The organism is Campylobacter sp. GTC17093, assembly GCF_055397635.1.
Genome location: NZ_AP038832.1, coordinates 1,444,324 through 1,469,200 on the forward strand (window position 1 = coordinate 1,444,324; position 24,877 = coordinate 1,469,200).

Annotated in this window: 29 protein-coding genes; 12 read left to right on the plus strand and 17 right to left on the minus strand. The window is 28.8% G+C overall.

Annotation, left to right across the window (positions count from 1 at the left end):
• Positions 1 to 14: 14 nt before the first annotated feature.
• From ACZ5VL_RS07515 to ACZ5VL_RS07535, 5 genes are read right to left on the minus strand one after another with little or no spacing between them, the layout of a single operon-like run.
• Positions 15 to 1,025: an ABC transporter ATP-binding protein gene (locus tag ACZ5VL_RS07515; RefSeq protein ID WP_464198412.1), complete on the minus strand. Its 1,011-nt coding sequence runs from the start codon at positions 1,023 to 1,025 to the stop codon at positions 15 to 17.
• The gene (locus ACZ5VL_RS07520; protein WP_464198414.1) at positions 1,025 to 1,804 is read right to left on the minus strand and encodes an ABC transporter permease; all 780 of its coding nucleotides are present in this window, start codon (positions 1,802 to 1,804) and stop codon (positions 1,025 to 1,027) included. The genes ACZ5VL_RS07515 and ACZ5VL_RS07520 overlap by 1 nt, the downstream gene beginning before the upstream one ends.
• The gene (locus tag ACZ5VL_RS07525) at positions 1,801 to 2,643 is read right to left on the minus strand and encodes an ABC transporter permease (RefSeq protein ID WP_464200307.1); all 843 of its coding nucleotides are present in this window, start codon (positions 2,641 to 2,643) and stop codon (positions 1,801 to 1,803) included. Before ACZ5VL_RS07525 ends, ACZ5VL_RS07520 begins: the two co-directional genes overlap by 4 nt.
• A gap of 2 nt (positions 2,644 to 2,645) precedes the next feature.
• Complete coding sequence (locus ACZ5VL_RS07530; RefSeq protein ID WP_464200309.1) at positions 2,646 to 3,449, minus strand: alkaline phosphatase family protein; 804 nt, start codon at positions 3,447 to 3,449, stop codon at positions 2,646 to 2,648.
• Complete coding sequence (locus ACZ5VL_RS07535; protein ID WP_464198416.1) at positions 3,449 to 4,507, minus strand: ABC transporter substrate-binding protein; 1,059 nt, start codon at positions 4,505 to 4,507, stop codon at positions 3,449 to 3,451. The genes ACZ5VL_RS07530 and ACZ5VL_RS07535 overlap by 1 nt, the downstream gene beginning before the upstream one ends.
• Positions 4,508 to 4,648: 141 nt before the next feature.
• On the opposite strand from ACZ5VL_RS07535, the gene ACZ5VL_RS07540 reads away from it, so the two are divergent.
• Genes ACZ5VL_RS07540 through ACZ5VL_RS07555 form a run of 4 tightly spaced genes read left to right on the plus strand, consistent with a single transcriptional unit; the run spans position 4,649 to position 6,624 of the window.
• Positions 4,649 to 5,008 carry a diacylglycerol kinase gene (locus tag ACZ5VL_RS07540; RefSeq protein WP_464198417.1) on the plus strand — a complete coding sequence of 120 codons (360 nt, stop codon included), beginning with the start codon at positions 4,649 to 4,651 and terminating at the stop codon, positions 5,006 to 5,008.
• A 38-nt stretch (positions 5,009 to 5,046) separates the two neighbouring features.
• Entirely contained in the window at positions 5,047 to 5,211 is a 165-nt protein-coding gene (locus tag ACZ5VL_RS07545; protein ID WP_464198419.1) for a hypothetical protein, read from the plus strand.
• Between the two features lie 3 nt (positions 5,212 to 5,214).
• Complete coding sequence (gene cmoB, locus ACZ5VL_RS07550) at positions 5,215 to 6,108, plus strand: tRNA 5-methoxyuridine(34)/uridine 5-oxyacetic acid(34) synthase CmoB (protein WP_464198421.1); 894 nt, start codon at positions 5,215 to 5,217, stop codon at positions 6,106 to 6,108.
• Between the two features lie 9 nt (positions 6,109 to 6,117).
• Entirely contained in the window at positions 6,118 to 6,624 is a 507-nt protein-coding gene (locus ACZ5VL_RS07555) for a PaaI family thioesterase (protein ID WP_464198423.1), read from the plus strand.
• On the opposite strand, the gene ACZ5VL_RS07560 is transcribed toward ACZ5VL_RS07555, so the two are convergent.
• Positions 6,621 to 7,214 carry an MBL fold metallo-hydrolase gene (locus ACZ5VL_RS07560; RefSeq protein ID WP_464198425.1) on the minus strand — a complete coding sequence of 198 codons (594 nt, stop codon included), beginning with the start codon at positions 7,212 to 7,214 and terminating at the stop codon, positions 6,621 to 6,623. The two genes, ACZ5VL_RS07555 and ACZ5VL_RS07560, sit on opposite strands and share 4 nt — an antisense overlap.
• A 132-nt stretch (positions 7,215 to 7,346) precedes the next feature.
• On the opposite strand from ACZ5VL_RS07560, the gene ACZ5VL_RS07565 reads away from it, so the two are divergent.
• The 7 genes from ACZ5VL_RS07565 to ACZ5VL_RS07595 are packed head-to-tail and all read left to right on the plus strand — an operon-like array spanning position 7,347 to position 13,616.
• Positions 7,347 to 8,099 (plus strand): NAD+ synthase, encoded by a 753-nt coding sequence (locus tag ACZ5VL_RS07565; RefSeq protein WP_464198426.1) that lies wholly within the window; start codon positions 7,347 to 7,349, stop codon positions 8,097 to 8,099.
• 18 nt (positions 8,100 to 8,117) lie between these two features.
• On the plus strand, positions 8,118 to 9,251 hold the full coding sequence (locus ACZ5VL_RS07570) for a DegT/DnrJ/EryC1/StrS family aminotransferase (protein ID WP_464198427.1): 1,134 nt from the start codon (positions 8,118 to 8,120) through the stop codon (positions 9,249 to 9,251).
• Positions 9,238 to 10,179: a tetraacyldisaccharide 4'-kinase gene (locus tag ACZ5VL_RS07575; protein ID WP_464198429.1), complete on the plus strand. Its 942-nt coding sequence runs from the start codon at positions 9,238 to 9,240 to the stop codon at positions 10,177 to 10,179. Before ACZ5VL_RS07570 ends, ACZ5VL_RS07575 begins: the two co-directional genes overlap by 14 nt.
• 36 nt (positions 10,180 to 10,215) lie before the next feature.
• Complete coding sequence (gene argB, locus ACZ5VL_RS07580) at positions 10,216 to 11,064, plus strand: acetylglutamate kinase (protein ID WP_464198431.1); 849 nt, start codon at positions 10,216 to 10,218, stop codon at positions 11,062 to 11,064.
• Between the two features lie 11 nt (positions 11,065 to 11,075).
• Positions 11,076 to 12,533 carry a threonine synthase gene (gene thrC / locus ACZ5VL_RS07585; protein ID WP_464198432.1) on the plus strand — a complete coding sequence of 486 codons (1,458 nt, stop codon included), beginning with the start codon at positions 11,076 to 11,078 and terminating at the stop codon, positions 12,531 to 12,533.
• Entirely contained in the window at positions 12,530 to 13,261 is a 732-nt protein-coding gene (gene kdsB, locus ACZ5VL_RS07590) for a 3-deoxy-manno-octulosonate cytidylyltransferase (protein WP_464198434.1), read from the plus strand. The genes thrC and kdsB overlap by 4 nt, the downstream gene beginning before the upstream one ends.
• On the plus strand, positions 13,251 to 13,616 hold the full coding sequence (locus ACZ5VL_RS07595; RefSeq protein WP_464198436.1) for a nitrous oxide-stimulated promoter family protein: 366 nt from the start codon (positions 13,251 to 13,253) through the stop codon (positions 13,614 to 13,616). Before kdsB ends, ACZ5VL_RS07595 begins: the two co-directional genes overlap by 11 nt.
• Positions 13,617 to 13,621: 5 nt before the next feature.
• Here the strand turns inward: ACZ5VL_RS07595 and aat are convergent, their stop codons facing one another.
• From aat to ACZ5VL_RS07650, 11 genes are all read right to left on the minus strand, one after another.
• A complete protein-coding gene (aat, locus tag ACZ5VL_RS07600; protein WP_464198438.1) occupies positions 13,622 to 14,275 on the minus strand; it encodes a leucyl/phenylalanyl-tRNA--protein transferase in 654 nt (217 codons plus the stop codon).
• A complete protein-coding gene (locus ACZ5VL_RS07605; protein ID WP_464198440.1) occupies positions 14,275 to 16,422 on the minus strand; it encodes an AAA family ATPase in 2,148 nt (715 codons plus the stop codon). The genes aat and ACZ5VL_RS07605 overlap by 1 nt, the downstream gene beginning before the upstream one ends.
• Positions 16,423 to 16,425: 3 nt before the next feature.
• Positions 16,426 to 16,722 carry an ATP-dependent Clp protease adaptor ClpS gene (locus ACZ5VL_RS07610; protein ID WP_464198442.1) on the minus strand — a complete coding sequence of 99 codons (297 nt, stop codon included), beginning with the start codon at positions 16,720 to 16,722 and terminating at the stop codon, positions 16,426 to 16,428.
• Positions 16,706 to 17,323 (minus strand): TlpA family protein disulfide reductase, encoded by a 618-nt coding sequence (locus ACZ5VL_RS07615; RefSeq protein WP_464198444.1) that lies wholly within the window; start codon positions 17,321 to 17,323, stop codon positions 16,706 to 16,708. The genes ACZ5VL_RS07610 and ACZ5VL_RS07615 overlap by 17 nt, the downstream gene beginning before the upstream one ends.
• A gap of 373 nt (positions 17,324 to 17,696) precedes the next feature.
• Positions 17,697 to 18,149, minus strand: coding sequence for an SsrA-binding protein SmpB (gene smpB, locus ACZ5VL_RS07620; RefSeq protein WP_464198446.1), 453 nt, complete (start codon positions 18,147 to 18,149; stop codon positions 17,697 to 17,699).
• A 1-nt stretch (position 18,150) separates the two neighbouring features.
• Positions 18,151 to 18,897 carry a 4-(cytidine 5'-diphospho)-2-C-methyl-D-erythritol kinase gene (locus ACZ5VL_RS07625; RefSeq protein ID WP_464198448.1) on the minus strand — a complete coding sequence of 249 codons (747 nt, stop codon included), beginning with the start codon at positions 18,895 to 18,897 and terminating at the stop codon, positions 18,151 to 18,153.
• Positions 18,894 to 19,121, minus strand: a complete 228-nt coding sequence (locus tag ACZ5VL_RS07630) for a carbon storage regulator (protein WP_464198449.1) — start codon at positions 19,119 to 19,121, stop codon at positions 18,894 to 18,896. Before ACZ5VL_RS07630 ends, ACZ5VL_RS07625 begins: the two co-directional genes overlap by 4 nt.
• A complete protein-coding gene (gene truB, locus ACZ5VL_RS07635; RefSeq protein WP_464198450.1) occupies positions 19,115 to 19,936 on the minus strand; it encodes a tRNA pseudouridine(55) synthase TruB in 822 nt (273 codons plus the stop codon). Before truB ends, ACZ5VL_RS07630 begins: the two co-directional genes overlap by 7 nt.
• Positions 19,933 to 21,993, minus strand: a complete 2,061-nt coding sequence (locus ACZ5VL_RS07640; protein ID WP_464198452.1) for an ATP-dependent helicase — start codon at positions 21,991 to 21,993, stop codon at positions 19,933 to 19,935. Before ACZ5VL_RS07640 ends, truB begins: the two co-directional genes overlap by 4 nt.
• Positions 21,994 to 22,013: 20 nt before the next feature.
• Positions 22,014 to 22,460: a hypothetical protein gene (locus ACZ5VL_RS07645; protein ID WP_464198453.1), complete on the minus strand. Its 447-nt coding sequence runs from the start codon at positions 22,458 to 22,460 to the stop codon at positions 22,014 to 22,016.
• Positions 22,454 to 24,172 carry a M3 family oligoendopeptidase gene (locus ACZ5VL_RS07650; RefSeq protein WP_464200311.1) on the minus strand — a complete coding sequence of 573 codons (1,719 nt, stop codon included), beginning with the start codon at positions 24,170 to 24,172 and terminating at the stop codon, positions 22,454 to 22,456. Before ACZ5VL_RS07650 ends, ACZ5VL_RS07645 begins: the two co-directional genes overlap by 7 nt.
• 103 nt (positions 24,173 to 24,275) lie before the next feature.
• On the opposite strand from ACZ5VL_RS07650, the gene ACZ5VL_RS07655 reads away from it, so the two are divergent.
• Positions 24,276 to 24,866, plus strand: a complete 591-nt coding sequence (locus ACZ5VL_RS07655) for a hypothetical protein (protein WP_464198455.1) — start codon at positions 24,276 to 24,278, stop codon at positions 24,864 to 24,866.
• The last annotated feature ends 11 nt before the right edge of the window (positions 24,867 to 24,877 follow it).

Consider the following 24,877-nt stretch of genomic DNA (forward strand, 5'->3'; position numbering starts at 1 on the left):
GTCTTATTTTTATACTATGATATTAATGTATCTGTATCATTTAGCTCTTTAACCATATCTAGGTTTATTTTTACTCCTATTTCTTCGCCAATATCATAAAAACTATCATTTGAGTAATTTAGTGTATCTACTTTAAGCTCTATACCGCAAACAGATATAGTATATCTTATGATATTTCCAAGTAAAGTTCTTTGGCATATACGCCCTCTTGTGCCGTCATTTTTTATTAAAGTAATTGTTTCTGGTCGTATAGCAAGTTCACCTTTAAAATTATGTGTTAAAATTTTGCTTAAATTTTCACTATTTATGATATTGTAATTACCTATAAATGATGCCACAAATTTAGATGCTGGAGCTAAATATAATTCACTAGCACTTGAGTTTTGGACTATTTTTCCATTTTGCATCAAAATGATTTTATCGCTCATTTCTAATGCTTCTTCCTGATCGTGTGTTACAAATATAGTTGTTAAATTTAACTCTTTTTGTATTTTTCTTATCTGTGCCCTTAAATGCTTTCTAATCCTTGCATCAAGTGCAGATAGTGGTTCATCTAACAAAAGCACATCTGGCTTTAAAATCAAAGATCTAGCTAGTGCAACACGTTGCATCTGTCCGCCGCTTAGATTATGTGGGTATTTTTTTGCAAATTCTCCAAGCTCTACTAAATCGAGTATCTTTTTTACATCTTTTTGAATTTCTGGTTTCTTGGTTTTTTTAATTTTTAGACCATATGCGACATTTTCAAAAACATTTAAATTTGGAAAAAGTGCGTAATTTTGGAAAACCATACCTATATTTCTTTTTTGTGGTGCAGTTTTTGTGATATCTTTATCATTTAAAATAATACTTCCTTTATCTATACTACTTAATCCAGATATACATTTCAAAAGAGTTGATTTTCCACATCCGCTTGGTCCTAAAAGTGTTATAAATTCACCCTTTTTTACTTCGAAATTTATGTTTTTAAAAACGATGGTTTTATCATAAGATTTTTTTAAATTTTCTATTTTTAGATATGCCACTATTTTTCCTTTTTTGAAGATAATGTTTCAGCTATCAATGTAGCAAAAAATATAAGCAAAAAGTAAGTTATTACCATAGCACTTGAGTAGTGCCCACTTTTGCCTTTCATGTTATACAAATAAACCTGAAGAGTTTCAAACCTAGTTCCTACCAAGATATTTGCAAATAAAAACTCACCTATTAAGAATGAAAATGATAGAAATAATGCAACTAAAACCCCATTTTTTATATTTGGTATTACAATTTTTAGTATGCTTTTTATGATATTTTCACCAAGTATTTTGCTACTTAGTATGATTTCTTCTAAATTTATGCCACTCATTGTATTGTCTATACTTCTATAAACAAAAGGCAAAGCCAAGCAAAAATAACATCCTATGAGTATATATGGTGTTCCGCCGATGCTATTTGAGTAAATTTGTAAAAGTCCCACGGTTGAAACAATTGGCGGTATTACAAAAGGAGAGATGACTAAGATATTCATTAAAGATTTTAGTTTTAAAAAGTAGTAATTAGCACAAAACACAACAGGGAAAATTAGTATAAATGCCAGTATCAATGTAGATATACAAACTATAAGTGAGTTTGTAAGTGCTTTCCAAAACCTTGGATCGTCAAAAAGTTCTAAATACCATTTTATGGTAATAGAATCTGGCAAAAGAGTTGCGCCCCAGCTACTAGAAAACGAGTATAAAAACGTAACTCCAATAGGTAAAATAAAAATCAAAAATAGCGTTAAAACTACCGAATAATGATAAATTTTTGTAAATTTACTCACTTTTTTGCCTTGAAATTGTATCTCTTGGATAGTAAATTTATCACAAATGCTACAAGTACCATAAGTGTAACTAGTAGCAACGCCAAAGCACTTGCTAGATACGGATTTAAGTTTAAATCACCAGATATTAGTGCACCAATGCGTATTGGAATGACATTGAAATTTCCAGAAGTTAAAGCATATATAGTCGCGTAAGCTCCGATTGCGTTTGCAAAAAGTATCACAAAAACTCCTAGTATTGCTTGACAAAGAAGAGGAATACCTATCTTTAGCCAGTATTGTATACTACTAGCTCCTAAAATTGTGTTTGCATCTTTTATTTTTTCATCTAGAATTTTAAAAGATGGAAAAAGCAAGAGTATGGCTAGCGGAATTTGAAAATATATATAGACCAAATTTACACCAAAATTTGAATATAAGTTTATTTGAGTATCTATACCAAAAATATCTCTAAAAAGTATATTTATAACACCTTGTGAACCAAGTAAAATTATAAAAGCAAAAGCTAGTGGAACACCAGAAAAATTACTTATCATTGTGTTAAATGATATAAATATGGTCGAAATTTTTGATGGAGTTATTTTGTATAGTGAATAGCTACCTAAAAAAGCAATGATTAAAGATATTAGGCTTGATATAATACTTATCTTAAAAGATATCTCAAAAGATTTTTGATAAAATTTGGAGTTTAAAATTTTTATGAAATTATCCAATCCATAACCGCTGTCTTCTACATAAAAACTATTTATCAAAATCCAAATAAATGGCAAAATTTGAAACATAAAAAATATGATAAAAAATGGCAAAATACTAAAAACGGCTAAGTTTTTTTCACTTATTTTTAGCATTTTATTAGATCCATATTTATGGTTTTATCATGGTTTATCTTTAAAATTTCGCATATACTTCCACAAATTTGAGTCTGTTTTACTTCGCACTCATTAAAGCTAAATTTATCACCAAAAACAAAAAATGGTACATTTGTTTCGCACTCTAGTGTGCCGCCATGAGAAAAATCATTATTTATTCCGTGATCGCTTGTTATGATGACGTTGTATTTATTATTTAGCCATTTTTGCAAATACTCGCTTAATATATTATCTGTTTTTCTTACTTGATTTCTATATTCTTTTGAATTAAGTGAAAATTTATGCCCAATGTCATCTATATTCATTGAATGAAATAATAAAAAATCAAGATCGTATTTTATTCTAAGACTTTCCCCATCTCCGAAAAGATGAGTATCTGGATAGTTATCTTCATAGTAAAAATGTCCATAAGGTATTGTTAAATTTATATCTTGAATATGTCTATGTAAAATTTTATCAAACGGTGATTTGTTATATAACTCGCTTACCCAATGATACGCAGCCGCTCCAGTTTTCAAACCAGCTTCTTTTGCATAGTGAAAAATAGATCTATTTTTTGATAACAAAGAATAATCATTGTTTGTTACGCCACTATTTATAGGATTAATACCGGTTAGTATACATTCATAAAGTGGGCGAGAAAGGCTTGGAAGTTCGCTTTTTATTTTGTAGCTTTTACCAAGCCCTTCTTTTATTATGCCAGATATGTAGCCCATGCAATCATGGGCTACACTATATTCTAATCCATCTAAAATGACTAAAATTACTTTTGGCATTATTTCATACTCGATATAACTTCTTCTTGCCAAAGCTGAGGAAGTTCTTTGGATGTTTTTTCCCAAATTTTTATATCTTTTATAGGTCTTGCGTTTTTATACTGCTCGCTTGGAATGAGCTTTGATTTGATATCTTGCGGGATATTTATGAAATCAGCTCTTATAGGTCTTGCGTAGCCTTTTGCTAAGTTTATTTGACCTTTATCGCTTAGTATGTATTCTCTAGCTAACTTGGCTGCGTTTTTGTTTTTAGCGTATTTATTAATGATTGTTGTATATCCGCTTATTATACTTCCATCTTTTGGTATGATTACGCTGTAGCGATTTTTGCCTATTTTATCTCTATAATTTAGACCATTAAAATCCCATACAATTCCAACTTCTATCTCGCCTTTTTCCAAATTTGATATATTTGGATCAGCCATAGAAAGTCTACCCTCGCTTGCTAATTTTGCAAAAAATTTCAAAGCCTTGCTTAGGTCTTTTTCATCTCCACCTAAAGCATAATTTGCAGCCAAAACTCCATTTACTGCTTGAGCTGCTACGCTTACATCACCTATTGTTACTTTGTATTTGCCTTTTAAAAGATCGCTCCAACTTGTCGGTTGGTTGTCTTTTATGACATCATTATTTATTATGAAAGCTATGGTTCCGGTGTATGCCAAGATCCAGTGTCCATCTGTATCTTTTGCCCATGATGGGACTTGATCCCAGTAACTTGTTTTAAATGGCTCTGTTACGCCCTTTTTAACAGCAATTGGTCCAAAACTAGAGCCAACATCGCCGATATCTGCTGTAGAATTATTTTTTTCTGCATCAAATTTGGCTATTTCTTGAGCTGAACTCATATCTGTATCTATATGTTTTAGTCCATAAATTTTAGATAAATCATCCCAAGTATCTTTCCAATTTGCCCAAGTATCTGGCATACCAACAGAATTTATTTTACCTTCATTTCTAGCAGCTTCTTCTATAGATTTTATATCAAATGCAAAAGAATTGCAAACCATAGCACAAAGTGTTAGTGCACAAACTGTAAGTTTTTTTAAATTCAACATAAAGACTCCTAAAATGTTTTTCGACAAAAATTATATTTTATTATGGAAACTTATAAGAAACAGAATAAAAATATTTTGATATTTAAAAAATGAAAGTAAAATATTTCAAAATAAAATTTCTCAATTTATTTAAGGAAAATTTTGAAACCAAAATATAATTTTTTAAAAAATACAAATTATGCATTAAGTGGTATTTTTTGTATGTTAAAATCAGAAACTTCTTTTAGGATAGAGCTTGTTTTGGGTTTTGTATTTATTATATTGGCTATATTTTTAAATACTACTTTGGTTTATAAAATTTTATTAATTTTTCCTATTTTATTAATTTGGATTGTTGAGTGTTTAAACTCTGCTATAGAAAGATGTGTCAATCTTGTTACTGAAGACTATCATATTTTAGCAAAAGAAGCAAAAGATATTGGCAGTAGTGCAGTTTTTATATCTATATTTGTTTGCATATCTATTTGGATTATTATACTTGCGTATATTTTATTTAAATAAACTTTTATTTTATAATAAAATATGCTAAAATTAACCAAATGAAAAACATAATACTTTTAATATTTATACTCTTTTTTTTAAGCGGATGCTTATGGTTTAATGAAAGAGGTATTTCTACAAGACAATATAATGGTTGCAAAGAGTACTATGATGCTACTGGGGCTTATCAAAAAAAATGTGATAAAAACGTTGTTGATTGGTAAAAAATGAATTTAGATATAATAAGAGAAGAAAAATCAAAAGAACTAAATTTATTTATTTATAAAGATATAATTAATAATATTAAAAACTTGCCATTTGTAGAATGTGAATGCAAATTTAATGATACCATTGAAATTGTTGCCAGTGTTGATGATAAGATAAAGGACTTAATATATCAAACAGCTCTAAATTTAAAACCTTGGAGAAAAGGTCCTTTTGATATATTACAGACTTATATTGATTCAGAATGGCAGAGTTTTATAAAATTTAATATTTTAAAGCCATTTTTAAATTTAGAAGGCAAAATTGTAGGCGATATTGGATGCAATAATGGGTATTATCTCTTTAGAATGTTAAATTTTAATCCTGCAAAATTAGTAGGATTTGATCCTTGTATTAGGACATATTTGCAGTTTAAGTTTATAAATCATTTTATAAATAGTAATATAAATTTTGAGCTTTTAGGTGTTGAACATTTGCCTTTTTATGAGCATAAATTTGATACTCTTTTTTGCTTAGGTGTTTTGTATCATAGAAGTGATCCTATAAAATGTTTAAAAGAACTTAAAATTTCTCTAAATGATAATGGAGAATTATTTTTAGATACAATGATTATAAATAGTGATAAAGAAATTGCTCTTTGTCCAAATAAAACTTATTCTAAAATACCAAATATATATTTTGTCCCAAGCATAAAGGCTTTACAAAATTGGTGTGAAAGAGCAAAATTTAAAGACTTTACAATACTAGCTACAAAAAAAACAGATGACAATGAACAAAGAAAAACAAGCTGGATTGATGGGGAAAGTCTAGATAATTTTCTAAGTAAAGAAGATGAAAACATAACAATTGAAGGCTATCCAGCACCACTTAGAGCTTATATAAAGCTTACTTTATAAAGGAAAATAATGGCAGATAATTTACAAAGCTTAAATAATGATACACAAACTATTGAGATGATGGAAAAATGGGAGATTATAAAAGGGGATCTTAAATTTGAATGGTTAATAAAGCCAAATATGTGTGGGTATATAGTTGAAATAGGAAAAAATGGTGCTAAAAGTATATTAAATACAAATGTAGATATGAAAACCGATAGTGAAAATCTTATAGATGTATCTTTTTTATTTTTAGCTGCGAATTACTGCGCTTATGCTGCAATAAATGAAAAATATTTGGTGACTATAAGTACAAAGATTAGTTTTTTAGCTCATCCAAAACTTGGAGATGTGATTGATTTTGTAGCAACTTCTAATTTCGAAGAGAGTAAAAAAAGAGAAGTTCGAGTTATTGGTTCTATAAAAGATATAAGAATATTTGATGCTGTTTTTCAGCTTTTAATACTTGAAGACCATGTGTTAAAAATAAAAGAAAAATTAAATAAAAAAAGCAAGGATGATTCAAAACAAAGTTAAATTCTATCTATCCATGTTTTAAAATTTTTTTGCTCATCTTTTAGTGTGGATGATCTTCCGTGTCCAGGAAAAAGTATAAAATCATCTTTTATCTCAGAGCATTTTAATAAGCTTTTTTTCATATCATCTACATTTGAATATGGAAAATCATATCTCCCAATTGAATTATAAAACAAAAAGTCTCCGCTAAACATATATTTTCCTATTTCTATCATAGAACACCCTGGTGTATGTCCAGGAAAATGATGAAATTTAACCTTAAAATCACCTATTTTAAACATTTCTCCATCATGTGTTTTGACATCTATTTTAATTGTTTTATATCCTAAATCAAATATATCTTTTTCTATCATAAAGGCATCTTCTTTTGGTGCATAAATTGGAATATTAAATTTATTTTTTACTTCAAAGTTATTATAAATATGATCAAAATGCCCATGTGTATTTAATATTGCTATAGGATTTGTTGCATTTTTGCAAATCCAAGAAAAGGCGTTTTCTCCTGGATCAATAATTATTTCTTTATTATTTAAGGATAATATGTAGCAGTTGGTTCTGTATCTACCGCACTCTTGCATTAAAATTTCCATTTTTGACCTTTTTATTAAATTATAGTATTACTTTTTAAATTTTTCAAATGCCGATTTTTGTTATATTAAAAGAAACTTTTAATATAAAAATAAGTAAAATAACTAAATTGATATTTTAAGTTAAAGATAAAAATGAGTAATTTTATTGATGTCCATGAAATAATGCTAGATTTTTTAAAATCAAACTTGAAAAATGCCAAGAATTTTATACTTGGGGTCAGTGGCGGACTAGATTCTGCCGTAGTAGCAACACTATGTGCACAAGTTTGCAAAGAAAAAACCTATGCTTTAATAATGCCAACAAATTATTCTAATTCTAAAAATTTAGAAGATGGTATTAATTTATGCAAAAAACTTGGTATAAATTATGAAGTTATATCAATTCAAGCTATATTAGAATCTTATAAAAATAGTATATATGGTGATTTAAATAACCTTAGAGTGGGTAATATTTGTGCAAGAATAAGAATGACTTTGCTTTATGATTATTCTGCTAAATTAGGTGGATTTGTTGTAGGAACTTCTAATAAGAGTGAACTTATGCTTGGATATGGTACGATATATGGTGATATGGCTTGTGCTATTAATCCAATAGGTGATATGTTTAAAAGTGATATTTTTGAGTTTGCAAGATATTTGAATATAGATAAGGATATTATTTTAAAAAAACCAAGTGCCGATTTATGGGAAAATCAAAGTGATGAAAGTGACCTTGGATATAGTTATATAAAAATAGATCCAGTTTTGAAATTTATTTGTAAAAATGGTATGGATGAAAAAGAGCTATTTGATAATTTTGATGAGAATTTAGTAAAAAAAGTTTTGCAAATGGTTAATAAAAATAGTTTCAAATTAAAACCACCTAAGATTGTTAAAATACATTAAAAGCGAAAAAGGAACAAAATGGAAAAGATAGATTTTTTTAGACCACAAATTGACGAAAGAGAAAAAGAACTTATACAAAAAGCACTAGAAAATCCAAATAGTACTGATATGGTGCTTGATTTTGAAAATACTATAAAAAAATATTTTGGAGTAAAACATGCAATTGCTACAAACAATAGCACATCTGCAAAACATTTGGCATTATGTGCTATGAATATAAAAAGAGGCGATAAAATAATATGTTCTGTTAATTCTTTTCCAGATATTGCCGAAGTTGTAAGACATTTTGATGCTGAGCCAGTATTTGTAGATATTAATGAGGATGATTTTAATATTAATCCTACAAAATTTGAAGAGGCTATTATTGCTCATAAAAGTAAAAAATTAAAATGTGCTTTTATAACACATGTTGCAGGTCAAGCTGCCAATATGGATGAAATTTATGATATCGCAAATAATCATGATATAGATATTATAGATGATGGCAGTGTTGCGCTTGGTGCCACTTATAAAGGCAAAAAAATTGGTAGCTTAAAATCAAAAATTTCTTGCTTTAAAATAAATGCACAGTTTAACATAAATATCTCAACTGCTGGATTTATGGTAACAAATGATGATGAAATAGCAAGTAGGGCTATGCTTTTAAGAAATCATGGTATTGTAAATAATTCTGGTAAAAATAATGATCTTGGTTATATTTATGATGTTGTTGATATTGGTATGAAATACAGTCTTTGTACTTTAGATGCCAGTTTTTGCTTGTCTCAGTTTAAAAAAGTAGATGGATTTATAAAGAAAAGAAGAGGGGTTGCAGCTATTTATAATGAGCGTCTTAAAAATTGTCCACATATTACATTGCCTATGGATAAAGGTGAGCATGTATTTTGTCAATATATAATTAAAATAGATAAAAATAGAGATAGTTTTGCCAGGGATTTAGGTGAACTTGGAATAAGCACTTCTCTGAATTACATACCTTTGAATTTATTAAGTTATTATAAAAATAAATATAATCTAAAAGTAAATGCATTTCCATCTGCTTTAAAGACATATCAAGTTGTACTTTCGTTACCAATTTTTGCTGATTTAAAACATAATGAAATAGAATACATTTGTGATGGAATTTTAAAAACAGCGCATGCACGTGGATAAACAAAAGCTTCATATCTGGATAAATAAATATTTTTATAGTCCAGATATAGTTGGAGTAGCTTTATGTATATTTTTGTTACCACTTAGTTTTATTTATTCATTGTTTGTATGTATAAAAAAACTTTTTTCAAAGAAAAAAAGTTTTGATATAAAAATTATAAGTGTTGGAAATTTAATAGTCGGAGGTAGCGGAAAAACACCTCTTGTAAAAGCTATCTATAATATATTTTCACCTCATTTAAAAACCTTTATCGTACTTAGGGGATACAAAAGACAATCAAAAGGTTGTATTTTAATATCTAATAATGAAGAGATATTTGTTGATATTTGCCAAAGTGGAGATGAGGCTATGGAATATGCTAAATTTAAAGCAAACGTTATAGTCAGTGAAGATAGAAAAATAGCAATAGATTTAGCGAAAAAAAATAGCGCAAAGCTTATAATATTTGATGATGGATTTTCTAAATTTGATATAGATAAATTTGATATCTTGCTTAAGCCTGCTATAGAGCCATTTTTTCCTTTTACTTTTCCAAGTGGAGCTTATAGATATCCTAAATTTTTTTATAAATTTGCAAATTTTATACCGCAAAAAGATGATATTATTAAAAAAAGTCATATCTTAAATCAAACAGATAGAATGCTTCTAGTAACTGCCATAGCAAATCCAAATAGACTAAAAGAGCATTTTGATAAATGTATAGATATTAAGTTTTATCCAGATCATTATTTTTTTAGCAAGGATGAGCTAGAAAATTTACTTCAGAAATTTAACGCAACAAGTCTGCTTGTAACAATGAAAGATTATGTAAAAATCGAGAGATTTAATCTACCAATTTCCATAATTATCCTTGAAACTAATATTAGTAAAAAATTTGAAAAAACGCTACATGATTATGTATTTGATAATAAATTTAGCTCTTTTTAGTTAAAATTATAAAATTTATATAGCGAAAGGTCTGTTTTGCAACCAAGTCTTAAAACTGCAGAGATTATACTCTCAGCTCTTCCTTATATACAAAAATTTAGAGATAAAATTATAGTTGTGAAATTTGGCGGATCAACTCAGATAAAATCTGAATTTAAAACAGAGTTTGTTAGAGATATGGTTTTACTCCAAATTGTTGGTATAAAAGTTGTTATAGTTCATGGTGGCGGTAAAAAAATAAACGAATTTTTACATAAAACAGGCGTTTATAGCGAATTTGTAGACGGAATCAGAAAAACATCTTTAGAGGCTTTAGAGATAGCTGAAATGGTTCTTTGTGGTAATATAAATAAAGAACTAGCAAATTTACTAAATTTTCATGGAGCTAAAGCCATTGGAATAAGTGGAAAAGATATGAATTTATTTAAGGCTAAGGCTTTAGATATGGAAAAATTTGGTTATGTTGGTAAAATAGTGGATGTAAATACTAAAGCAATAAATGATATCCTTGATCTTGGCATCATACCTGTCATTTCTCCTATTGCTACTGGTGATGAAAATAGCGTGAATGGATATAATATAAATGCGGATTTGTGTGCCTGCGAAATAGCAAAAGCACTAAATGCTAGTAAAGTTATATTTTTAAGTGATATTTCTGGTATATTAGACAAAGATGGAAAACTTATTGGTAAGTTAACTAAATTTGATATAAAAAAACTAATTGAAGATGGGACTATAAATGGCGGTATGATACCAAAAGCCTTGTCATGTGTTGAGTGTATAGAAAATGGCGTTGGAAAAGCTCACATCATAAATGGAATGATACCACACTCTATACTCCTAGAGCTATTTACTGATGGTGGCATAGGAAGCATGATAGGATAAAAGGAGAAAATATGATATTAACTGCAACTCGTTTAAAAGAAGGTGATGAGGCGCAATGTTCTAAATTTAGTGATGCACTTTTAAATCCAAGCAGTGTTTACGGCGGACTTTTTGCACCAAAAGAATTGCCAAAACTAAGTAGCAAATTTTTTAAAAAAGAAAGAAATTATGAAGAATTTGCGCTAAAAGTTATAGAGAAATTTGATTTTGATGTGAATATGAGTAGCTTTAAAAAGGCTCTTAAAAGATATAAGGAATTTGATGATAAAAATTTACCTATAAAAATAAAAAAAATATCAAAAAAACTATATATAAATGAACTTTTTCATGGTCCTACAAGAGCTTTTAAAGATATGGCACTTCAGCCTTTTGGTGTAATATTAGATGAACTAGCAAAAGATAGATTTGAAAAATACCTTATAATGTGTGCAACGAGTGGAGATACTGGACCTGCTACTTTAAATACATTTGAGAAATCAAAAAATATAAAAGTTGTTTGCCTTTATCCAGCTAATGGAACAAGTGAAGTGCAAAGACTTCAAATGATCACATCAAAAGGTAAAAATTTAAAAGTTATTGGCATAAATGGTAGTTTTGATGATGCTCAAAGAGCCTTAAAAGCACTTTTAAATGATGAGAATTTTAAAGAACGGCTTTTAAAGGAAAATTTAAGCTTAAGTGCTGCAAACTCAGTAAATTTTGGAAGAATATTGTTTCAAATTTTATATCATCTTTATGCCTATTCTTATTTGCTTTTTAATCAAAAAATAAATGATGATGAAGATATTGATATTATAGTTCCTAGTGGAAATTTTGGAAATGCACTTGGCGCATATTATGCAAAAAAAATGGGTGCAAAAATTGGTATGATAAAAATTGCATCTAATACAAACAATATCTTAACTGAACTTTTTAATACTGGCGTGTATGATTTAAGGGGTAAAGAACTTGTTAAAACTATGAGTCCTGCTATGGATATTTTGATAAGCTCAAATGTAGAGAGATTGCTTTTTGATAAATTTGGAGCCGTAAGGACAAAAGAGCTTATGTGCAATCTAAATCAAAATAAATTTTACGAGCTAAGCAAGGATGAACTAAAAGAACTTCAAAAAGACTTTGTAGCGGATTTTTGTAGTGATGAAGAGTGCACTAAATTTATAAAAAAATGCGCAAAGGATTCAAATTTAATTGATCCGCATACGGCAACTTGCTTTAAAATGGTTGAAGATCATAAATTTAGCGTAATAACTTCAACTGCACATTGGGTTAAATTTACTCCATCTATGATAAAAGCTATTAAAAATGAAGACATGGTAGATGAAAAGAAACAGATGATAAAACTAGCAAAAGAATTTGACTCAAAGGTACCAAAAAGCATTTTATCTCTTTTTGACGATAAAATAAATCATGGCGATATTGTAAATCAAGATGATATAAAAAATACAATTTTAAAGTGGATAAAATCATGATAGTAATACCAGCAAGACTTAGTTCAACTAGATTAAAAGATAAGATTTTACTTGATATTTTTGGTGTTCCTATGTTCATAGCAACTGCAAATAATGCTTCAAAAATAGACAAAGTTTTAATAGCGGTTGATGATGAAAAAGTTTATAATACAGCAAAAGAACATGGGTTTGAAGCTGTTATGACAGATTGCAATCATCAAAGTGGTACAGATAGGATAAATGAAGCAGTGAGCAAGATGAATCTAAAAGATAGCGAGCTAATAATAAATGTTCAAGCAGATGAGCCTTTTTTTGAAATAGCAAATTTGCTTAAGTTTAAAAAGTTTGCAAGCCAAAAAATAGAGCAGGGCTCATTTATGGCAAGCTGTTTTAAAATGGTTTCAAAAGATGAAGCAAATGATCCAAATTTAGTAAAAGTTGTAATAGATGACAACTTTGATGCCATGTATTTTTCGCGTTCGCTTTTGCCTTATCCAAGGAATGATTGCGAGCTTTATAAGGCTCATATTGGTATTTATGCTTATAGCGTTGCTACGCTTAGAGAATTTTGCTCATTTTTACCATCTTTTCTTGAAAATATAGAAAAGCTTGAGCAACTTCGAGCTCTTGAACACTCTAAAAAAATAGCAATGCTAGAAATATTTACAAAAAGCATTGGTATTGACTGTCAAGAAGACTATGAAAGAGCCATAAAAGCTTATAAAGAAGCGAGCCTATATGAGCAATGATAAATTTATAGAGCAGATTTCAACTGTTATTAAATTCATGCAAATTTACTGTGATGATAAACATAAAGGAGAAGTAAAAAATACTGATAAGATAGACTTAATATATAAAGATATAGATTTAAATGTTTGTCTAAACTATAATCTTTGTAAAGACTGTAAAAGTTTGCTTTTTTATGTATATAAAAGGCTTCAAAATTGTCCTCACGAAGAAAAACCAAAATGTAGAAAATGTCCTAATACTTGCTATGATAAAAACGAGTATAAAAAAATGGCAAAGATAATGGTAAGTTCCGGAACAAAGCTTGGACTTACAAAACTAGCCCAAAAGCTTGGTATAAAAAAGTTTCATAGCTAGTTTGGTTAAGCTAAATTTTTAAAACTTTCAAATCCGCTATTTTGAGTTTTTTTTATAGATAAAATTTGTAAATATTCAATTCTTTTTATTTCTTTTGCACCCATAAAGATAAGATGCGGATTTGTAACTTGGCAGTCTATTAGAAAATCAAAATCATTTAAAGCTTTGCAAAGATGATAAAGTGCAACTTTTGATGCGTTTTTTTTAGCTGAAATCATACTCTCTCCACAAAAAATTTTGCCAATTATAAGACCATATAATCCACCTATTAAAACACCATTTTCATAAATTTCTACACTATGGACAATGCCATCGTCAGCTAAAAGTGAGTACGCTCTTACAAATTCATCTGTAATCCATGTATCGCTTTTTTTAAGTCTTTGTTTTTGGCAAAAGTTTATAAATTCTTTTGGATTGAAGTCAAATTTGACTTCATATTTTTTAATGTAAGGTTTAAGACTTTTATGAAGTTTAAATTCGCTAGGATAAAGCACACACCTAGGATCTGGAGAAAACCAAACAGGATTTTTTTGAAGCAAAAACCAAGGGAATATGCCACTATTATAAGCGCTCATTAAACACTCTTTGTTAAGATCCCCGCCGTATGCTATGGGATCACTACTAGGAGCGTTATAAGGGTTTGGAAAAATATAGTCCATTAGCTAAATTTAAAGCTCAATCTTTCATTTTTTAATGTTATATTTGCAGTTCCACCATCTTTTAGCTTTCCAAATAAAATCTCTTCACTTAGCGTATCTAAAATTTCTTCACTTATAACTCTTTTTATATTTCTTGCACCAAATTCTTCACTATAGCCTTTTTTATATATAAACTCTCTTGCTTTTTTATCTGCTTTTATGGTTATTTTTTTATCTTTTAATGTATCTGATATCAAATTTAACTCTTTAAGTACGATATTATCTAAAATGTCATCGTTTAAATGTGAGAAATTTATAACTTTATCAAGTCTATTTCTAAATTCTGGTGCAAAGAAATTTTTGATAGCGCTTGTCGTTTTTAGATTATCATCTTTTTTAAAGCCCATTTGATTTGGTTCTTTTGTTCCCAAATTTGAAGTCATGATGATGATGGTGTTTTTAAAATCTGTTTTATTGCCACTATTATCAGTTAATGTACCGTTATCAAAAATTTGAAGAAATATATTTAGCATATCGTTATCTGCTTTTTCAACTTCATCAAAAAGTACAACGCTGTAAGGATTTTTCTTTATAGCATTTGTTAAAATCCCACCTTCTTCAAAGCCCACATATCCAGGAGGAGAACCGATTAGTTTTGCAACTGCATGTTTTTCCATATATTCACTCATGTCAAATCTTTCAAAATGCACATTTAACTCGCGAGCCAAAGTAATGGCAAGCTCACTTTTGCCAACGCCACTTGGTCCAGCAAATAAAAACACGCCAGTAGGTGAGTTTGGATTTTTTAGTCCTGCATAAGAGCGAATTATAGCTTTTACTAATGCGTCAATTGCTTCATCTTGTCCAAAAATTTGTTTTTTAAGATTTTGTTTTAGATTTTTAACTAAGTCGGTTTGGTTTGCATCAGCATTTAAATTTTGTATACCAGTAGCTTTTCTTATAACTTCATTTAATGCTTTTTTTGTGACTATTTTTTTGCCACTTAAATTTAAAGTTGCGCCAACTTCATCAATGATATCAACAGCGCTATCTGGTAAAAACCTATCACTCATGTATTTTTTAGCTAAAATTACACTTTGTTTTAAAATATCTTTTGGGTATGAAACTCCGTGAAAATCTTCATAATATTTTTTTAGTCCAAGCAAAATCTCAACACTATCTTCTATGCTTGGCTCATTTATATCTATTTTTGAAAATCTCCTGCTAAGGGCTTTATCTTTTGTAAAATTTCTATACTCCGTATAAGTTGTAGCTCCAATGCAACGTAATTTGCCATTTGCAAGTGAAGGCTTTAGTAAATTTGACATATCTAAACTACCACCACCACTAGCTCCAGCTCCTATGATAGTGTGAATTTCATCTATAAAAACTATTGCATCTTTCATCTGTTCTATTTCATTTATTGTATCTTTTAGTCTTTTTTCAAAGTCCCCTCTGTATTTTGTTCCAGAAATCATTGATCCTATATCTAGAGCATAGATAGTAGATTCTTTGAGTTTTTTTTGAGCTACATTTCCATTTACGATGTTTAGTGCTAATCCTTCAACTATTGCAGTTTTTCCAACTCCAGCTTCACCAACTAGTATTGGGCTGTTTTTCTTTCTACGGCTTAAAATTTGCACCATTCTCTCAAGCTCAACATCCCTACCTATAAGGGGATCTATTTTCCCATTTTTTGCTAATTCGTTTAAATTTATTGCATAAAGAGCTATGTTTGTTTTTTCTTGTTCGCTATTTTTAGAATTTATAATATCTTCTAAGGTTTTCAAATTTACACCATGATGAATAAAAAGATCATTCATTCCAAGATCACTGTCTTTTATGATATCTAAAAGAAAGTTTTTAGAACTATAAACGATATCTTTGTTTTCATCTAAATTTGCATTTTTGATTATGGAACTTAGATGTGGAGTAACACTTGGTTGTCTTTGTGTTCTTAAAACAGGAGTAGTAGCTATATAGCTTTCTAAATTTTTTGTTAGACTATCTAGATTTGCAACTCCTGCATTCATTAGAACTGTTTTTATATCATCATCTGTTTTTAATAATGTATATAAAACATGTTGACAAGTTATGTATTCGTGAGCATTTTTATATGCTAGTTCTCCTGCTTTTTGTATCAAAAAACTAAACTTTGTATCTAACATATTTTACTCCTCCTCTAAAATAGTCTGCAAAGGATAAGAGGCATTTTTTGATGCAATGTCTACTTCATTTTGTTTTGACATTGCAATTTCTTTTGTATAAATGCCACAAATCGCACTTCCTTCATTGTGAACTTTCAACATCAAATCAACTGCAACTGAAGCTTCGTGGTGAAAAATATCCATCAAAACTTGCACAACAAAATCCATGCTAGTAATATCATCATTTAAAAGCAGAACTTTATATAAATTAGGTGATTTAAATTTTATATCTTGTACAGTTTTTTCATTTATTTGAGGCATCTTTTATCCTATTTAGATCGTTTTGCAAAAGCGGTACATTTACATAGCCAAGATAATACTTTTTCATTTCACTGCTGTTTTTGTTTAGATTATCTGTTAAATCTTGATATTTTCCATCTTTTAATACAACTTTAAAAGGTATTTGCAAGGCATTTTTATACTCAATGTCTTTTAAAATTTGATCAACTATATCTATATTTCTATCCGAGTTTGCTATGAAATAATACGCATTATATTTCTTGGAAAAATTTTCAACTATATCTTTATTTGTTATATTTTCGAAATAAATAAGACCTATTATCATCATATCGTTATTGTTTTTTAGTTGATAATCCATAAGATTTGAAGCTTCAGCGCGGCATGGCTCACAAAATGTTCCAAAAATGTCAAACATTACTATCTTATTACTATCTTTTAGTTTAAAACCGTTTTGTGTTCTTACTATCGTTATATTAGAATCAAAAACGCTTGTAAGAGTTATTTCTTCGCCAACTTTTATTGGTGTTGGTGAATTTTTACTATGCTCATTTGAAGCGGAATTTTGATTATCGCAACCTATTAGAAATAGTCCCAAAATAAGTGCTAAAAATATTTTTTTCATATAATTTCCTTAAATATAAGAATTATACATATTCAATGTAAATTTTTGATAAAAATAATTGAAATTTTATTATCAAGATAGCTTATTAAGCTATCTTTAGTTATTTATTGGGTTTAAATTTAGATATTTTATTGTTGAGTTATTAGATATTTTGCTTAGATGTTCTTTTGTAGCACTTATTTCTTCAACTTCTTTGGTGTGATTTACTATGGATTTTATATTTTTAGCATTTTTTATAGTTTTACTTGAATCAACTGTTAAACCAACTACTGCATGAAAGTAGCACTTGATACTAAAATAAAGTATATTTAATTTTTATTAAATTTTTAATTCCATGAATATTAATATTCTTTTGAAGATATTAAAATATGACTTAAAAGTTTTTTATAGCAGCTCTTGCTTCTCTATCAGCTTCTTTTTTCTTTAGGGTTTCTCTTTTGTCATGTAAATTTTTACCTTTTGCAAGGGCAACTTTGGTTTTTACAATATTTTTTGAATTTAAATAAAAAGAAAGTGCAACCATTGTATATCCGCTAGTACTAACTTGTCCTAAAAGTTTATCAATCTGTTTTCTATGCATGAGAAGTTTTCTGGGTGCTCTTTCGTCTGGACGAAAATGGGCATTTGTGCTTTCTAAATGGCTTATGTGTGAGTTTAGTAAAAAAAGCTCACCTTTGATAACTCGAACAAAACTATCTTTTAGATTTGCTCTGCCGGCTCTAAGAGCTTTAACCTCACTACCTTTTAAAACAATGCCTGCTTCGTAAGTTTCAATTATAGTAAAATCGTGAAATGCTTTTTTATTTTTTGCTAAATCTTTTAACATTTTAACCTACTAAAAAGTAGCTACTTCCGCTGCCACTTAAAAATTCATTTTCTTTTAAATTTAAACCATAAAGTTTTTGGCATGGAGCTAAAAGATCATTTAATTGATTGTTTTTATAATTTTGTAAAATTTCTTTTGAGCTTAAGTTTTCTAAATTTTTAGCTAAATTTAGATCAAATTTGCCATTAAAATCACTTCTAAATTTTTGATATACATCTTTTGTTGAGCAGAAAAGTTTAGGAGTAAATACTTTTAAATTTGGTATATCATCATCAAATTTGACTATATTTTCTCCAATGCCATTTACATTTGCACTCTCAAGCTCGCTTAAAAAAAATGCAACATCAGCGCCAATTTGCGAACCAATTTGCATAAGTTTTTCATCGTTAATGCCTAGATCTATATCCTTATTTGCAAGTTTTAAAAACGTCGCAGCATCTGAACTCCCGCCACCAAGTCCTGCACCCATTGGGATATTTTTGATTAGTTTTACTTTGTGAAATTTAAAAAACTCATCAAGTTTATCTTTATATCCAAAAGCACATAGCTTATCATAGGCTTTTGTGATAATATTGTTTTGTATATTTGCATCTGTTTGTATTATAAATCCATCATTTTTATCAGTTTTTATAAACTCAACTTCATCAAATATGTCTTTAAATAGCACGAATCTTGATGAAATTTCGTGATAATTTTCTATAAAGCCAGTAATTTTTAGAAATATATTTAGCTTTGCGTAAGATCTCATTTTTTGAGTTTTTCGCTAAGTTTGCTAAGATTTTCAGTGCTTTGCTTACTTGCTTGAATATTTTCTTTTGTTACATCATGTGCAAGTTCGCCCCTTAAAATCATCATATCTTTTGGGGCATCTATGCCTACCTTAACGCCACTTTTACTAATGGAAACTATCTTTATAGTTACATTATTTCCTAGTTTTATAACTTCATCTTCTTTTCTTGAAAGTATTAACATTTTTCTACCTTATTTAAACAGTATTTTATTTCGCCATCGTTTATTTCAATGATACTAAAAAAATCATCAAATTCTATTAAATATTTGCCATTTTCTTTTTTACTAAAATTACAAATATCTAGTTTTTTCCCTAAATTTACATCTAAAGAATTGCCATTATACTCATTTTTTTCTAAATTTAAAAACTCAGTTGGATTTAGTTTTTTTTCGTTTTCATACTTAAATTTACCCTCACTAAGTCTTTTTAAAGAGCAAAGCGTAGCCTTAATTCCTAGTTTATTTGCAAAAAGCTGCGCATAAGATCTTATGTATGAACCTTCATTAACTGAAATTTTAAAAGTTAAAAATGGATGGCAGTATGATAAAATCTCACACTCATAAACATTCATCTTGCTTTGTTTTAGTTCAAAATTTATTCCATTTTTAGCTAAATTATAAGCTCTTTTACCATCAACTTTTTTTGCACTATATTTTGGAGGTGTGTATGAAATTTCTCCAAGAAGTGAGTTTTTAATGATATCAAGTGCGCTTGGATGAAAAGGAAGTATATTTTCAACACTAGTTATATTTTCATCATCTAAGCTTTCGCAAAAGGCTCCTATCCACATTGTGGCAACATATGTTTTTGGTGTTTTTTCTAAATAGCTAAAAAGCTTTGTGTATTGACCAAAAGCAACTATCAAGCATCCGCTTGCAAAAGGATCAAGTGTGCCGGAAAATCCAGCTTTTTTAACTCCGTATTTTCGTTTTATTTTATTTAAAAAGAAATTTGAGCTAATACCTCTTGGTTTGTTTGTAACAAAAAGAGCGTTCATACCGCTTTTTCCACGAAATTTGACATTATCTCGCGCGTTATACCGCCAAAGTTTATTTTTAGTTTGAAATCTTGATTTACTTTAGTTATAGCTACAACTCTTCCGATACCAAAAAGTTTATGTTTTATTAAATCACCCTTTTTGAACTCTTTTTGCTGTTCGATTTGTAGTGATCCTTCGCAAAGTCCAGATTCACTTAAAAATCTACTTTTTTTAAGTCTTTCTCTTTTACCTTTATAAAATCTTGATTCACAGTGGCATAATGTAAGATATTCTTTTGCTCTAGTGATCGCTACATATGCAAGCCTACGTTCTTCTTCTATATCACTTCCATCGCCAATTAATGGAAAAAATCCCTCTTCAAGTCCTATTACAAAAAGATGTTTAAACTCTAAACCTTTACTAGCATGAATGCTCATTATAGAGATACTTTCATCGCTTATCGTGTCTTGGTCACTTTGAAGCGAAATTTCATTTAAAAACTCTTCGAGTTCAAATCCGCTATCGTTCATAGCTTGATCTCTAAGTAGGGCATAAAATTCGTCGATGTTTGCAACTCTTTCTGTACCATCTGGCATGGCTTCGTAAAATTTTTTAATTTTAAATTTATTTTCTAACATATCTATTAGATTATAAATTCCATCAAAATGTGAAAGTTCTTCTAAATCAGAGCTAAGTTCCAAAAGAGTATTTAGGTTTTTTTTACCTATATTATCTGCATTTAAAGCGCCTATAGATTGATATATTGATATTTTATTATCATAGGCTGTTTTTTGAATTTTAGCTAATGTTACCTTGCCAAGCCCTCTTTTTGGGCGGTTTATGATGCGTTCAAACGAGAAATCATCGTTTTGATTTACTGCAAGTCTTAGATAGCTTATGATATCTTTTATTTCTGTTCTTTCGTAAAACTTAACTCCCCCAACCATTTTATAAGGGATATTTTCTCTGTTTAATCCCTCTTCCAGTGAGCGAGAAAGTGCGTTTATCCTATAAAGTATAGCTATATCTTTTGCCTGTGCACCTGAGTTTAAGAGTTCTTTTATGTTGTGAGCTATTTTACTTGATTCCATATTTTCATCGTCACAGCTAAATACCAAAATCTCATTCCCATCTTTTTTTGTGGTAATTAACTTTTTACCAAGACGGTTTCTATTATGTTCTATAAGCTCATTTGCTGCTTTTAGGATAGAAGCTGTTGAGCGGTAGTTTTGCTCTAATTTTATGATTTTAACACTCTTAAACTCATCTTTGAAATTTAATATGTTTTCTATCTTCGTGCCACGCCAACCATAAATGCTTTGGTCATCATCCCCAACTACACATATGTTGTTGTGTGTTTTGCAAAGCTTACGTAAGAGTTTGGATTGTAAATCATTTGTGTCTTGATACTCATCAACCATGATATATTGGTATCTTTGTGAAATTTCATTTTCTAGTTTGTCATCACTATCTAAAATTTTATATGTAAGCATCAAAAGATCATCAAAATCTACTAAGTTATTATCTTTTAAGTAGTTTTCATATCTTTCATAAATGCTAGCAACTTTGACATAAAAGTCATTTTCTTTGCTTTTAAGAACCGTAGAATAGTTTTTTTTGACATCTTCTACGCTTAAGAGTGTATTTTTATATTTTGATATCTCACTTCCTAAAATTGCAGTAGGTATATCGCTTTCAAAACTTTTTAGAATTCTTTTTTTATCATTCGTGTCAATGATAACAAAGTTATTTTTTCTTCCAAGCTTTGATATGTAAAACTTTAAAAAAAGTAGACCAAATTTATGGAATGTACAAAGCAAAGGAGGAGAGGAAAGGGTGCTAGTATTTAGCATATTTAATGCTCTATTTCTCATCTCATTTGCGGCTTTGTTTGTAAAAGTTAAAGTTAGTGTGTTTAGTGGATCAATACCAACAACTGATATAAGATAAGCTAATCTTGAAGTTATAGTTTTAGTTTTTCCGCTCCCAGCTCCAGCTAAGATTAGCATTGGTCCATCTATATGCTTAACTGCTTTTTTTTGTTCTTCATTTAGGTTTTCAAAAATTTTATCCATGTTAATCTTTATTTATAAATTTACTTTCTTTTAAATAGCTCTCTGTTTTTTGGATTGGATAAAAACATAGCCATAGATTCTTTGGTTTTGCTTTCGCTTGAGTTTTCTTTATGTATGGAAAAATTGACTAAAATAGGGCTATTTTCTACTAAAATTTGAACTATAGCACCAAGTGGAATTTTCACAAAAGATGCAAAATTTTCAGAACCAAATCCAGCTTCAAAAGTTATATAATTTTGTGTAAGCTTTGCACTCTCATAGGTATATCCATCAAGAGTAAAAAGTACAACAGGCATTGGCATATTTGCCATTATTGCACTTGGCAATGCTGGATCAAATTTAACATAAGACATATTTGAGAGCACTGAAAACTTTATATTATTTTGCAATAAAAACTCAATACACTCATAAGCATGCATTTTCATCAAAAGTCTGAAATTATCATTATCTAGTAATTCATCTAACATTTTATACCTTCAAATTCATCTACAAGTTTTTTTATCTCGTTTATCCCGATTTGCCAAAAATCTTTACTATTTATATCAAAACTAAATTTACTCACAAGTTCTTTTGGTTCCAAACTACCACCACTGCTTAAAAACTCTATATATAACTCTACGAAATTTTTACATTTTTTACTTTTGAATAAGCCAAAAAGTGCAAGCACAAGAAGTTGCGCGTAAGCGTAAGAATAGCAGTAAAATGGTGTGTGAATGAAATGCGGTATATAACTCCACCAATATGAATAGTACTTATTTAATTTTAAGCTCTTGCCAAACATTTTTTTAGATTCTTTTAGCCAAATTTGATTTATCTCTTCAAAGTTTAATTCATCTTTTTTGGCATGAATAGCTCTTTCAAATGTAGTAAAGTTTATCTGTCTATAAAATGTAGCAAAGATATCTTCCAGTTTTGATGCGTAAAGTGCTAACTTTTCCTTATCATTTAAATCATTTTTTATATAGTCAAATACAAGCATTTCACAAAAAACAGAAGCAGTTTCAGCCGTGGTTAGTGGTGTTTGTGAGTTTAAAAATCCGACATCATATGCAAGTTTTTGATGAACTAGATGCCCAAGCTCGTGAGCCATAGTAAAAAGATCCCTTAGTTTATTTGTGTGGTTTAAAAGCACATAAGGATGAGCATCTGTAGTAACTGAATGCGAAAAAGCGCCACTTATCTTGTTTTTTTCTGGCATTACATCAACATAGCCATTTTCAAGAGCATGCTTTGCAATGTCTACAAATTTAGGACTAAAGCTTTTAAAAGCTTTTAAAACTATCTCTTTAGATGTCTCATATGTATATTTTCTACCATCTTGTAGAGGTGCATATCTATCGTAATCATAAAGTGTTTTGTAGCCTAAAATCTCTCTTTTTTTATCATAAAAATTATGTACTAAATTAAAGCTATTTTCGGTTGCATCTACTAAAGAATCAACACTTTTTTTGTTTATCTGGTTATATATATGCATGATATCTTCTGGATATTTATAATTTCTTAGCTCACATTCTAGGGCACTATTTTTTCTTATCATGTTGTAGATATAAGTAAGAAGTTTTGAATTTTCTTTAAGTGTTTTGCTCAGTGTTAGCGCTGCTTTTTTTCTGATGTTTCTATCGTTATCGCTAAGTTTACTTAGGATTTCTTCTTCTTTTAAATTTTCGCCCTCAAATTTAAAAGTTAAGTTTGTAAAAGTTTCATCAAAAAGCCTAGAAAATGCATTTACGCCGACATTTTTTGTTCTAAGCATTATCCTTTCTTCTTTTTTGCTTAGTTGATGAGCTTTTTGTTTTACTAAATTTGAAAGATAATAGCTGTATTTTGTGCTAAATTTTATAAATTTATCTTGTATTTTTTTGTCAAGGTCGTTAAATTCAAGTTCAAAAAACAGTAAATTTTCTTGTAGTTTTGAACAAATTTCTTCATATTTTGCATAAAATACTCCATTATCACTATCTTTTGCAAAACATAAAAATGCATAACTTTCTATCTTTGTTATTTGTTCAAACAAATTTTCGTAGCAAATAATGGCATCTAAAAATTCGTTTTGTGTCAATTTATCTAAATTATTTTCATATTTATTCTTAAAATCGTTGCATTTTTTTTCTAAATTTTTACTATGATTTTCTAAATCTTTTTTACTTTTAAATATATTTTCTAACTTCCAAATCATAATTTTTCCTAGTTTTTAAATAGTATATATTTTACCAAAAAAATGCAAAAAATCATAATTAAACTAAATTTATTACTGGTCGATATAAGTTAAAATGGAGTTAAAAATGAAAATTGCAAATTTAAACTACTCGCAAAACCATATAAACACTTTTAAATTTGCTAAAAATGATGAGCTTAAAACTGTGCAAAATCAAAATTTAAAAGATGTTGTCGAAATATCAAAAGAAGCAAAAGAGATATTGAAAATTTCAAACTCAAAAACATCGCATAACTCATCTAGCATATATTTTGAAGACTCAGCCGCAGTTTTAAGAGCAATAGATAGAGGTTATGTAACAGTAGATGGTAAAAACATAAGATTAAGTGACGAGGATAAGAAAAATTTATTACAAATGGATAAAATTGCACAAGAAAAAAGACTAAGTACATTTTATAAAAGACATTTAGAACATGAAGTTGCGGTTTTCAAACAACAAAATGCGGCGTGGGATCTCTATTTCAAACAACTTTTATATGATATAGATATATTTAATACAAATGACAAACATATCCAAGATATTATGAAGATTGCTTCTAAAGGTGTTGATGGCAATGATTTTGAATGGAAAGGCTATGAGGGTGGTATGAATGTTTCTAATGGCGTAGTAAGCGATATTTTTATGAGTGAAAAAATTATAGTTAAAGGAGAAAACTAAGAGATAATCTC